Raw genomic sequence first — 11140 nt, forward strand, 5'->3', positions numbered from 1 at the left:
TATCGGTGGCCGAATACCGACTATGGGTGCAAGTGCGGAGAATGTGGCGGGCCGGCCGGGCTGGGCACCGTGGGGGCGAGCCCTGCCCGGCCGGCCGCGTACGGGCGGACCGGCCGGAGGAGGGTGTCAGACCGGTACGCCGTCCTTGGGGTTGTGTGCCGGGGCCGGCACGGCGGTCGTGTCAGCGGTGGTGTCCGCAGCCGTGTCCGCGGCGCCGGTCGCGGCCGTGTCCGCTTCGGCCGTATCCGTCCCGTGCCCGTCGTCGACCAGCGTCTTCTCGTCGAACGGCGCGCGTCCCGCCAGGACTTCCGCGGCCCGGTCGCGGTCGAACTCCTTCGTCCACGTCCCGATGAGCACCGTGGCGACCGCGTTGCCCGCGAAGTTCGTCAGCGCCCGGGCCTCGCTCATGAACCGGTCGATGCCCACGATCAGGCCGACCCCGTCGACCAGTTCCGGCCGGTGCGACTGGAGGCCGCCGGCGAGGGTGGCCAGGCCCGCGCCGGTCACCCCGGCCGCGCCCTTCGAGGCGATGACCATGAAGAGCAGCAACGAGACCTGTTCGCCCAGGGCCAGCGGCGTGCCCATGGCCTCGGCGACGAACAGCGAGGACATCGTCAGGTAGATCGCGGTCCCGTCCAGGTTGAAGGAGTACCCGGTCGGCACGGTGATGCCGGTGACCGGCCGCGAGACGCCCAGGTGCTCCATCTTCGCGATCAGCCGCGGCAGCGCCGACTCCGACGAGGAGGTGGAGAGGATCAGCAGGAACTCCCGGCCCAGGTAGCGCAGCAGGGCGAAGATGCTGACGCCCGTGCAGACGCGCAGCAGGGTGCCCAGCACCAGGAAGACGAAGAGCAGGCAGGTGGTGTAGAAGCCGATCATGATGACGGCGAGGGACTTCAGCGCGTCGATGCCCGTTGCCCCGACCACCGCCGCGATCGCCCCGAAGGCACCCACGGGAGCCGCCCACATGATCATCGCGAGCACCCGGAACACCAGCTTCTGTACGTGTCCGATGCCCCGGAGCACCGGTTCGCCCGCCGCGCCCATGGCCTGGAGCGCGAACCCGCACAGCAGGGCCACCAGCAGTGTCTGGAGCACCTCGCCGCCGGTGAAGGCGGAGACCATCGTGGTCGGGATGATCCCCAGCAGGAACTCCGTCGTACTCTCGGCCCCGCCCGCCGCGGCCTGCGCCTCGCCCGCGCTGCGCGCCGCCTCGGTCAGCTGCAGCCCGCTGCCCGGCTCCAGGAGGTTGCCGACCAGCAGACCGATGGCCAGCGCCACCGTGGACATGACCATGAAGTAGCCGAGGGCCAGTCCGCCCACGGCGCCCACCTTGGCCGCCTTGCGCACGGAGCCGATGCCCAGCACGATCGTGCAGAAGATCACGGGCGAGATCATCATCTTGATGAGGTTCACGAAGCCCGTGCCCAGCGGTTTGAGCTCCACGGCCACGCCGGGCGCGGCGAACCCGACCCCGATGCCGAGCAGCACCGCGGCGATCACCGCGATGTAGAGATAGTGCGTTCTGTCGCGCTTGGCGGCCACGATGCCTCCTGGTGGTGAAGTCGTCCGGGGAGACCATCACCCAGGGCTGTGACCCCGGTCACCCTTGCGTTCATTGAGTTCACGACCCGGTGCACACTGAGCGCCATGTTCCGCTTCCCTCGCCCGCCGCGCAGCCTCGCCGGCCAGCTCTTCGCCATGCAGGTCCTGCTGGTGGCCGTGGTCGTGGCCGGCTGCGCCGTCTTCGCCTACGCCACCGCCCGGGGGCAGGCCGAGGAGGCCGCCAGGCGCCAGGCGGGGGCGGTGGCGCGGGCCGTCGCGGACTCGCCCTCCGTGCGGGAGGCGGTACGGGGAGCGGCGCGCGGGAGCGACCCGTCGGTCGAGCTCCAGCCCTACGCCCAGAAGGTCCGCGTGGACTCCGGGGTCGACTTCGTGACGATCATGGCTCCGGACGGCAGGCGCTGGACCCATCCCGATCCGCGCCGGATCGGCGAGCCCTTCCTGGGCAACACCGCCGCGGCCCTGCGCGGCGAGACCTTCAGCGAGACCTACACCGGCACCCTCGGCCCCTCCATCCGCGTGGTCACCCCGCTGGAGGACGGCAGCAGGATCGTGGGCCTGGTGAGCGCGGGGATCACCGTCCGCGCCGTCAGCGACCGGCTCGGCGCGCAGCTCTCGGCCCTCGTCTGGGTCGCGGGAGGCGCGCTCGCCCTCGGCGGCGTGGGCACGTACGTCGTCAACGCCCGGCTGCGCCGCCACACTCACGGCATGAACGCGGCCGAGCTCAGCGCGATGTACGACTACCACCAGGCGGCCCTGCACGGCGTGCGCGAGGGGTTGCTGATGCTCGACGGACAGCGCCGGATCACCCTGATCAACGACGCGGGCCGCGAGCTGCTGGGCCTGCCGGCGGACGTCACCGGCACCGGGGCGGCCGACCTCGGCCTGCCGGCCCCCCTCACCGGCGTGCTGCTGGCCGACCGGCCCCGGGTGGACGAGGTGCACCTGACGGCGGACCGGGTGCTGGTGGTCAACAGCGCGCCGGTCGCCGGCGGCGGCCGCCGGGGCACCGTGGTCACCCTGCGCGACCACACGGAACTGCAGGCGCTGACCGGTGAGCTGGACCACGAGCGGGGCTTCACACAGGCGCTGCGCTCCCAGGCCCACGAGGCGGCCAACCGGCTGCACACCGTGGTCTCGCTCATCGAGCTCGGCCGCGCGCAGGACGCGGTGGACTTCGCCACCGCCGAGCTGGAACTGGCCCAGGCCCTCACCGACGAGGTGGTCACCGCCGTGGGCGAGCCGGTCCTGGTCGCGCTGCTGCTGGGCAAGGCCGCCCAGGCGCACGAGCGGGGCATCGAACTCGTCGTCACCGCCGACAGCCGACGTCTCGCCGACCTGGCCGGACTGCCGCCGGCCCGTGACCTCGTGACCGTGCTCGGCAACCTCATGGACAACGCCGTCGACGCGGTGACGGCCGTGCCGGGCGCGCGGATAGCGGTCACCCTGCGGCCCGAGCGCGAGGGGCTGCTGCTGCGGGTCGCGGACAACGGACCCGGACTGCCCGAGGGGGTGGACGTGTTCCGCCGGGGCTGGTCGGGCAAGGGCGAGGGCCGCGGCCTGGGCCTCGCCCTCGTCCGCCAGGTCGCGGAGCGCCACGGCGGTTCGGTGGTCGCCTCGGAGGGGCCGGGCGGCGGCGCGGAGTTCACCGTACGGCTGCCCAGGGTGCCCGGGCGGGCGGCGGAGCGGGCCCGGGTCGCGGGAGACGCGCGATGAGCGGCGCCGAGGTGCGCGTGCTCGTGGTCGAGGACGACCAGGTCGCCGCCGACGCGCACGCGCTCTACGTCGACCGGGTGCCCGGCTTCACCGCCGTCGGAGCCGTCCACTCGCTCGCGGAGGCCACCCGGGTGCTGGAGCGCACCAGGGTCGACCTGCTGCTGCTCGACCTCGGTCTGCCCGACGGGCACGGCCTGCGGTTCGCGCGCGGACTGCGGGCCGCCGGGCACCCCGTCGACGTGATCGTGGTGACCTCCGCCCGGGACCTGGCCGTGGTCCGTGAGAGCGTCTCGCTCGGCGTGGTCCAGTACGTCCTGAAGCCCTTCGCCTTCCCGACCCTGCGCGAACGGCTGCTGCGCTACGCCGAGTTCCGCCAGGCGGCGGGCGAGGCGGCCGGCCAGGACGACGTGGACCGGGCGATGGCCGCCCTGCGCGCCCCCCGCCCGGCCGAACTCCCCAAGGGACTGAGCGCGCCGACCCTGGACCGGGTCGCCGCCCTGCTGCGGGCCGCGCCCGAGGGGCTGACCGCGGCGGGGACGGCCGAGGCGGCCGGGATCTCCCGGATCACCGCCCGCCGCTACCTGGAGCACCTGGTGGACACCGGCCGCGCGGACCGGACCCCCCGGTACGGCCAGGTCGGCCGCCCCGAACTGCACTACCGGTGGCTGGCGGCGGCGGCGGCGGCCGGTTCGGTGTCGAAGGTGTAGAACTTGCGGTGGTCGAGCATGTCCGCCGGGGTCACGTTGTTCCACGGCCGCATGGTGTCGTTCAGGTCCACCACGTTCGTCGTGCCGGCGGCCGGCAGGTACGTGGACTGCGGGTGCTTGGCCTGCCAGTCCGCCCACAGCTTGTCGATGAAGGCGTGGTGCATCCAGAACACCGGGTCGTTGGGGGAGACCCCGGTGGACATCTGTCCGCCGACCCACACGTGCACCCGGTTGTGCAGGTTGGCCCCGCGCCAGCCCTCCAGGTGATTGCGGAAGCCGCCCGAGGAGCTGTTCCAGGGAGCCATGTCGTAGACCGGCATGGCCAGGACGGAGTCCACCTCGGCGCGGGTCGGCAGCTGCGCGACGCCCGCCCCGAGCGCGCGCCGCAGGTAGGGGCGCCCGTCCACGCGCACGTCGATGTTCCAGCGGCCGGTGGAGTAGGCGAAGGGGCCGTCGATGACCTGTCCGTCCCGGGCCCGCCCGCTGCCGCCGAGGAAATCGGGGGCCCACAGGGAGGCGCGGGTGGTGCGGTCGACGGTCCAGTCCCAGTAGGGCAGCGCGACGCTCGCGTCGACCGCCTGCAGCGCCTCCTCGAACTCCAGCAGGAAGCGGCGGTGCCAGGGCAGGAAGGAGGGGGAGCGGTGGCCGACGCGGTCGCCGGAGTCGGTGTCGCTCATGATGAAGCCGTTGTGGGTGGTGACAAAGCGGTCGTAGCTGCCGTTGCGCTTGAGCTCCAGCAGGGCCGAGGTGAAGGCACGCTTCTCGTCGGCGGTCAGCGTGGCCTGGTTCTTGCGGACGGTCATGCCACACCTCCGAAGGGGACGAGGGGAGCGCCCTGGAGGTCGCGGACGGCGGCTCGGGCGAGCAGCTTGGGCTCGGTGAAGGTCTCGTAGTGGTTGATCACGCTGATCCAGCTGCCGTCGGCGTTCTGCATGATGTGGAGTTCTCTGCCGTCTATGCGGACGGTGGGTTGACCGGGTGAGTGGTGGCCGCCGTGGTGGCCTCCTGCGCCGGGGGTGATCTGGATGCGACGGCCCTGGTAGACCTCGTCGACCGTGCCCGGGGGTGTGGGCGCGGCGGGGGTCGCGGCGGCGCTCGTGGCGACGCTCGTTGCTGCGGCGGTCAGGCCGAGGACGGTGAGCGCACCGGCAGTTGTCCCCAGAGCCTGACGGCGGGTGATCTTGTTCATGCCCGAAGAGGTATCAGCGCTCGGAAGGGGCCCCACTGGTATCCGGACATCGACGGATAAGTTGCCGGTAGAACAAGTTGGATGATCTTCCCGTCCGGACCGGCTCCTGGGGTCCGGACGGGAAGATCTGCGGGATCTACCCTACTGGACGGTAATTTCTCCTGACGGGCGGGGGTCGTATGAACGGTGTCACACGGCAGAGTCGGCCGGAAGCAGAGCGTCAGGGGGACGGTCGGATGGACGTGGCACGGCCCTGCGGGATGTCCTTGATGAACACGAGCCCGTCGGTCACCGCCAAGTGGGCCGGTTCGAACGGGAAGTAGCCGAACCACGCGGACGCGCGGGGTGCGGCGAGCGTGTCGGCGAGGGCGGCGCCGAGGCCGGGGGAGTCGACGACGCAGAGGTCGTCAGGGAGCGCGTACAGCAGCCCTTCCAGCGTGCCCGGCTGCGGGGCGTCGACGCCCCGGTGCCGGATCGTGCCGAGGGCCGTCGCGAAGAAGGCGTACTCCTCGCCGAGGCGGGCGCTCGCGATCGATCCCGCACTCCACCACTCCAGCGGCAGGCCGCCCATCCGCATCGAGCTCCTCGCCCGCTGGAGGTGGCTGTTGTGGGCGTGGACCAGGGTGGGGCCGCGTTCGGCGAGGGCGAGGAGGTTCTCGGCCATCATCAGGTCCCGCTGGCCGAGCAGCCGGGCCATGCGGCCGGGAGAGGCGTCGGCCATCCAGAAGTGGTAGCGCAGCAGGCCGGTGGCCGTGCGTCCGTGCAACCGGGCCGGCTCCCACTCCTCCCGCGAGGTCGCCGCGATCAGCTGCGGGGTCCGCGCGTCGAGCAGCGCCACGAGGTCGTCGGCGAGCAGCCGCAGTTCCCCGGCCTCGGCGGACCGGCCCACCGACCGCGCCGGGTCCGTCATCGCGGCGGGCTCGCTCCAGCGGTCGTCGGCGCCGAGCAGCCCGTCGAGGGTGTGCGCCGTGCAGGGAAGCAGGTCCTCGTCGACGTGGGACGCGAGGTAGGAGTGGAGCGCGGTGAGGGCCTGCCGGGGGCTCGCGGCTCCGGTCATCTCCAGCGGACCGTCGACCCCGGCGAAGCGGAGCCGGTCGGACGGGGGCCGGCCGTCGTTGTACGCCCGCATCCAGCACACGAGTTCACGGTTGGCCTCGGACGCGCCGAAGCCGTGGCTGAACCCGTGCTCCATGACCTCGTCGAGGCTGCCGGTGCCGGAGGTGACGTACGCGTCGACGAGCAACCCCGTCAGGCAGTCGCTCTCGATCGCGATCGTCCGGTAGCCCTCCTCCTCGACGAGCTGCCGGAAGAGTTCGTTGCGCACGTCGAGCAGGGCGTCCTCGCCGTGGGTGGGCTCGCCCAGTGCGAGCACCCGCGGCCGGGCCGGGAGCAGGCCCATGACGGCGCCGGCCTCGACGGCGTGGACGACGTTCTTGATGTCGGTAGCCATGCCTTCAACGCTATCGTTGAAGCACCGGTTGAAACTTTCGCGCGATATCGTCGGGCGGATGGGGCGAAACCTTAAAACCCGTGAGCGGCTGAGGCCGGTCGATCTGGCGCGCGGGCGAGGCCTGTCCACCCAGGCCGTCAGGAACTACGAGGAGGCGGGCATCCTGCCGCCCGCCGACCGCACACCCCACGGCCATCGCACCTACACCCCGCTCCACGCTCACGCCCTGGACGCCTTCCTCGCCCTCGTGCCCGGCCACGGACACCGGACGGCGACGTCGATCATGCGGGCGGTGAACGGGGGCGCGGCGGAGGAGGCGTTCCGCCTCATCGACGAGAGCCACGCACAACTGCTCGCGGACCGGCGGACCCTCCGGGCGGTGGAGGACGCCCTGCGCGACCTGGCTCCCGCCCGGCCGACGTTCCCCTTCGTGTCCGCCCCCGGCGAGCTGTTCATCGGGCCCCTCGCGGACCGGCTCGGCATCCGTCCCGCGACCCTGCGGGTGTGGGAACGGGCCGGACTCGTCCGCCCGCGCCGCGACCCGGTGACCGGCTACCGCGTCTACGACGAGGCGGCCGTACGGGACGCGTGCCTGACCCGTCAGCTCAGGCGGGGCGGCTACCTGCTGGAGCAGATCGCCCCGCTGCTCGCGGAGGTCCGCGCAGCCGGCGGACTGGAACCCCTGGAGGCGGCGCTGCACACCTGGCGCGACCGCCTGTCCTCCCGTGGCCGCGCCCTGCTCACCGGCGCGGCCGGGCTGGAGGCGTACCTCCACGCCCGCCCCTGACGGCCCGGCAGCCGTCGCACGCGGTGTGAACTCTCCCGAAAAGCTTCTGCAAAGATACTTTTGGAGAGTGTGCGGGCCGCCCTATCCTCCCCCTCATGCCCAGCGAAGATCAAAAACGCGTTCTCGATCCCGAACAGGACGCGGCGGCGCTCAAGGCCCTCACGCACCCCCTGCGCATCCGGCTGCTCGGAATGCTGCGGCAGGACGGCCCCGCCACCGCCAGCGAACTCGCCGTCAGGACAGCGGAGTCGTCCGCCTCCACCAGCTACCACCTGCGGGTGCTGGCGAAGTACGCGTTCGTCGCCGAGGCCGAGCACCGCGACGGGCGGGAGCGCCGCTGGCGGGCGGTGCACGCCCTGACCTCCTGGAGCAACCGGGCCATGGAGGCCACGCCGGGCAGCCGCGCCTACGTCACCCTCTCCCGCAGGCTGCAGATCCAGCACCTGGAGGAGTCGCTCGTCCGGCACGAGGCCGACATCGCCGAGGGCCGGCTCGGCGGGGAATGGGTGGAGCCCTCCGGGATCAGCGACCGGATGCCCCGGCTGACCCCCGAGTCCCTCACCGAACTGTGGGAATCCTTCCGCGGGCGCCTGCGGGACCTGGCCGCGCGCGACGCGGACGACCCGCGCGCGGTGCAGGTCGTGCTCCTCACCGCCGGCCTGCCGCTGGCGCCGCGCGAGACCGGAGCCGGCCCGGACGGAGCCGCGGGAGCCGCGGGGGTCACCGGGGCCACGGGGGACGCCGGAGCCGACGGCGACTCCGGGGCCGCGGGGGTCACTGGAGCCGCCGGGGCCACGGGAGACGCGGGGGACGCCGGGGCCGCTGGCGACACCGGGGCTGCCGGGGCTGCCGGAGCCGCCGGGGACGCCTCGTGAGCACGATGCCGGACCCGTCCGCCGCACGCCGACGCTACGTCACGGTATGCGTCCTGTTCTGGCTGCCACTGGGGCTCACGATCGCCCCCCTGATCCTGCTGCTCACCGAGCGCGGCCTGACGCTGGCGGCCATCGCCGGCTGCTTCGCCGCCCACTCCCTCACCGTCGTCGCGCTGGAACTGCCCACCGGGGGACTGTCCGACGCCCTCGGGCGCCGAGGCGTCCTGGCGGCCGCGGGCGTGGCCAACCTGGCCGCCCTCACCCTCGTGGCCCTGGGCACCGCCCCCTGGCAGCTCGGACTCGGCATGGCGCTGATGGGCGCGGGCCGTGCCCTGTCCAGCGGGCCGGCCGAGGCCTGGTACGTCGACACCGTCCAGGCCTCGGCCGGTCCCGGCGCCGAACTGCGCACCGGCCTGGCCCGCGGCTCCTCCGCGAAGTCCGCCGCGCTCGCGAGCGGCACCCTGCTGGGCGGCGCCCTGCCCTGGCTCCTCGGAGTCGGACCGGACCTCGGAGCCCGGCTGGGCGCGGCGACCTCCGGGCTGGTGCTGCCCCTTTCCGTCCCGCTGCTGCTGGGCGCGGCGGTCGAGGTCGCCTTCGTCGTCCACGCCCTGGCCGCCCTGACCGAGCCGCCCCGGCCGGCGACCACGCTGCGCGGCGTGCTCCGGGGCATCCCGGCCACCGTGTCGGGCGGGCTGCGCCTCGGCGGACGCGACCCGCTGGTCCGGCGGGTCCTCCTCGGCGCGGCGGGCGCCGGCGGCGCGCTGTCCGTGGTCGAGCTGCTCACACCGGGCCGCACGGCGGCCCTGACGGGTGCTGCGGAGTCGGGTGCGGTGCTCTTTGCTCTGCTCGCCTGTGCCGGATTCGCGTGTTCCGCCGTCGGCAGCCATCTCGCGCCCCGCGCCGCCGCGCTGGCCGGCAGCGGGGAGCGGGCCGTCCTGGTGAGCCTCTGCGCCGCGGCGGGCGGCCTGTTCCTGCTGGCCGCCACGGCGGCGTCCGCCGGGACGGGCCCGGCGGTCCTCGCGGCCGCCGGCTTCGGGCTGGTCTACCTCGGGCTCGGTGCTGCGGGCCCGAACGAGGGTGAGCTGCTGCACCGCTGTGTCGAAGGATCGGGGCGGGCCACGGCCCTGTCCGTGCAGTCCCTCGCCCTGCAGCTGTCGGCAGCCCTCACCGGTGCGATCGCGGGCCTTCTCCCGCCGGGCCCGCTGCCCTGGCTGCTGGGAGGGGGCGCCCTTCTGGCGGCCGCCCTCCTGTGGTCGGGCCGCGACGGCCGGCGGTCCGAGGCGGCTCCACCCGCCGACGGCCTGCAGGCCGCACCCCGCGCCGATGTCCGTTCTGCCAATGAATAGCGAGCTTTGTCACTTATAGTCCCGCTATGGCTCTGCATGAGACGAAGGACGTATCCCGCCAGGACGCCGATACGGACGTGTTCGCGTCCACGTTGAGCGGCCAGATCCTCCCCAAGTACCGGATTCCGGAGGACCACTCGCCCACCGAGGTCGTCTACGAGCTCCTCCGCAACGAGCTCCTGCTCGACGGCAACGCCTCCCAGAACCTCGCGACGTTCTGCACCACCTGGTCGGACGAGGGCGTGCACCGCCTGATGAACGTCTGTCTCGACAAGAACATGATCGACAAGGACGAGTACCCGCAGACCGCCGAGATCGAGTCCCGGTGCGTCAACATCCTGGCCGACCTGTGGAACGCCCCCGCCGGCACCACCGCGACCGGATGCTCCACCACGGGCTCCAGCGAGGCCGCCATGCTCGGCGGCCTCGCCCTCAAATGGCGCTGGCGCGAACGCCGCCGCGCCGCGGGGCTTCCCACCGACCGCCCGAACCTGGTCTGCGGGCCGGTCCAGATCTGCTGGGACAAGTTCGCCCGCTACTTCGACGTCGAGCTGCGCCAGGTCCCGCTGGAGCCCGGCGCCACCGGACTGCAGCCCCATCAGCTCGCCCAGTACGTCGACGAGAACACCATCGGCGTCGTCGCCATCCTCGGCGTCACCTACACCTGCGACTACGAGCCCGTCGCCGAACTCGCCGCCGAACTCGACCGGATCCAGGCCGAGCACGGCTGGGACGTCCCCATCCACGTCGACGGCGCGAGCGGCGGCTTCGTCGCGCCCTTCCTCCACCCCGACGTGGTGTGGGACTTCCGGCTGCCGCGCGTCGCCTCCGTCAACACCTCCGGCCACAAGTACGGACTCGCGCCCCTCGGAGTGGGCTGGATCATCTGGCGCTCCGCCGACATGCTCCCCGACGAACTCGTCTTCAAGGTGGACTACCTGGGCGGCGACATGCCGACCTTCGCCCTCAACTTCTCCCGCCCCGGCGGTGAGATCGTCGCCCAGTACTACCTGTTCCTGCGCCTCGGCCGGGGCGGCTACACCAGGGTCCAGCAGGCCTGCGCCGACACCGCCCAGTACCTGGCGCGCCAGATCGCCGACATGGGCCCCTTCACCCTCCTCTACGACGGCAAGGGAGCCCTGCCCGCCGTCTCCTACACGCTCACCGACCCGGACTCCTCCCCCTTCACCCTCTACGACCTCTCCGACCGGCTGCGGATGCGCGGCTGGCAGGTGCCCTCGTACCCGCTGCCCGCCGACCGCGACGACACCGTCATCCAGCGCGTCCTGGTCCGCCACGGAGTCACCCGCGACCAGATCGCCCTGCTCGTCGCGGACCTGCGCCGCGCCGTCGAACACCTGACGGCCTCGCCCCCGCCCGCACCGGCCACCGCACCCCGGTCCGGATTTCACCACTAGGGCCTGTATTGAGTTGCCCCGTGGAGCAAGGAGCGGCGTTCGGTGCGTGCCCTCGGCGTGCGGGACGAATATCCTCGTAGCGGAGCTAC

10 protein-coding genes are annotated in these 11140 nt (G+C 72.9%); 6 read left to right on the forward strand and 4 right to left on the reverse strand.

What is annotated here, in order from left to right:
* Window positions 1-126: 126 nt before the first annotated feature.
* Window positions 127-1545 (reverse strand): cation:dicarboxylate symporter family transporter, encoded by a 1419-nt coding sequence (locus ACIPXC_RS24285; protein WP_401621906.1) that lies wholly within the window; start codon window positions 1543-1545, stop codon window positions 127-129.
* Window positions 1546-1650: 105 nt separating this feature from the next.
* Between ACIPXC_RS24285 and ACIPXC_RS24290 the strand changes: the two genes are divergently transcribed.
* Complete coding sequence (locus tag ACIPXC_RS24290; protein WP_401621909.1) at window positions 1651-3279, forward strand: ATP-binding protein; 1629 nt, start codon at window positions 1651-1653, stop codon at window positions 3277-3279.
* On the forward strand, window positions 3276-3986 hold the full coding sequence (locus ACIPXC_RS24295; protein WP_401621911.1) for a response regulator: 711 nt from the start codon (window positions 3276-3278) through the stop codon (window positions 3984-3986). The genes ACIPXC_RS24290 and ACIPXC_RS24295 overlap by 4 nt, the downstream gene beginning before the upstream one ends.
* Here the strand turns inward: ACIPXC_RS24295 and ACIPXC_RS24300 are convergent.
* From ACIPXC_RS24300 to ACIPXC_RS24310, 3 genes are all read right to left on the reverse strand, one after another.
* Window positions 3935-4789 (reverse strand): tyrosinase family protein, encoded by an 855-nt coding sequence (locus tag ACIPXC_RS24300; RefSeq protein WP_401621914.1) that lies wholly within the window; start codon window positions 4787-4789, stop codon window positions 3935-3937. The two genes, ACIPXC_RS24295 and ACIPXC_RS24300, sit on opposite strands and share 52 nt — an antisense overlap.
* On the reverse strand, window positions 4786-5175 hold the full coding sequence (locus ACIPXC_RS24305; protein WP_401621917.1) for a tyrosinase cofactor: 390 nt from the start codon (window positions 5173-5175) through the stop codon (window positions 4786-4788). Before ACIPXC_RS24305 ends, ACIPXC_RS24300 begins: the two co-directional genes overlap by 4 nt.
* 220 nt (window positions 5176-5395) lie before the next feature.
* Window positions 5396-6625: an erythromycin esterase family protein gene (locus tag ACIPXC_RS24310; protein ID WP_401621920.1), complete on the reverse strand. Its 1230-nt coding sequence runs from the start codon at window positions 6623-6625 to the stop codon at window positions 5396-5398.
* Window positions 6626-6683: 58 nt separating this feature from the next.
* Between ACIPXC_RS24310 and ACIPXC_RS24315 the strand changes: the two genes are divergently transcribed.
* The 4 genes from ACIPXC_RS24315 to ACIPXC_RS24330 all read left to right on the forward strand — a co-directional run bounded on the left by ACIPXC_RS24315 (window position 6684) and on the right by ACIPXC_RS24330 (window position 11051).
* Window positions 6684-7412, forward strand: a complete 729-nt coding sequence (locus ACIPXC_RS24315; RefSeq protein ID WP_401621923.1) for a TioE family transcriptional regulator — start codon at window positions 6684-6686, stop codon at window positions 7410-7412.
* A 95-nt stretch (window positions 7413-7507) separates the two neighbouring features.
* On the forward strand, window positions 7508-8287 hold the full coding sequence (locus ACIPXC_RS24320) for an ArsR/SmtB family transcription factor (protein ID WP_401621926.1): 780 nt from the start codon (window positions 7508-7510) through the stop codon (window positions 8285-8287).
* A 5-nt stretch (window positions 8288-8292) separates the two neighbouring features.
* Window positions 8293-9633 carry an MFS transporter gene (locus ACIPXC_RS24325; protein ID WP_401621937.1) on the forward strand — a complete coding sequence of 447 codons (1341 nt, stop codon included), beginning with the start codon at window positions 8293-8295 and terminating at the stop codon, window positions 9631-9633.
* A 26-nt stretch (window positions 9634-9659) separates the two neighbouring features.
* Window positions 9660-11051: a glutamate decarboxylase gene (locus tag ACIPXC_RS24330; protein WP_401621929.1), complete on the forward strand. Its 1392-nt coding sequence runs from the start codon at window positions 9660-9662 to the stop codon at window positions 11049-11051.
* The last annotated feature ends 89 nt before the right edge of the window (window positions 11052-11140 follow it).

The sequence above is a fragment of the Streptomyces sp. NPDC090021 genome, assembly GCF_044748225.1.
In the GTDB taxonomy this organism is placed as follows: domain Bacteria; phylum Actinomycetota; class Actinomycetes; order Streptomycetales; family Streptomycetaceae; genus Streptomyces.

Bases quoted from the DNA above. Each gene is read 5' to 3' on its own strand.
- ACIPXC_RS24330 (WP_401621929.1), top strand. From the start codon at position 9,660: ATGGCTCTGCATGAGACGAAGGACGTATCCCGCCAGGACGCCGATACG.
- ACIPXC_RS24300 (WP_401621914.1), bottom strand. From the start codon at position 4,789: ATGACCGTCCGCAAGAACCAGGCCACGCTGACCGCCGACGAGAAGCGT.
- ACIPXC_RS24320 (WP_401621926.1), top strand. From the start codon at position 7,508: ATGCCCAGCGAAGATCAAAAACGCGTTCTCGATCCCGAACAGGACGCG.
- ACIPXC_RS24310 (WP_401621920.1), bottom strand. From the start codon at position 6,625: ATGGCTACCGACATCAAGAACGTCGTCCACGCCGTCGAGGCCGGCGCC.
- ACIPXC_RS24295 (WP_401621911.1), top strand. From the start codon at position 3,276: ATGAGCGGCGCCGAGGTGCGCGTGCTCGTGGTCGAGGACGACCAGGTC.
- ACIPXC_RS24325 (WP_401621937.1), top strand. From the start codon at position 8,293: ATGCCGGACCCGTCCGCCGCACGCCGACGCTACGTCACGGTATGCGTC.
- ACIPXC_RS24305 (WP_401621917.1), bottom strand. From the start codon at position 5,175: ATGAACAAGATCACCCGCCGTCAGGCTCTGGGGACAACTGCCGGTGCG.
- ACIPXC_RS24290 (WP_401621909.1), top strand. From the start codon at position 1,651: ATGTTCCGCTTCCCTCGCCCGCCGCGCAGCCTCGCCGGCCAGCTCTTC.
- ACIPXC_RS24315 (WP_401621923.1), top strand. From the start codon at position 6,684: ATGGGGCGAAACCTTAAAACCCGTGAGCGGCTGAGGCCGGTCGATCTG.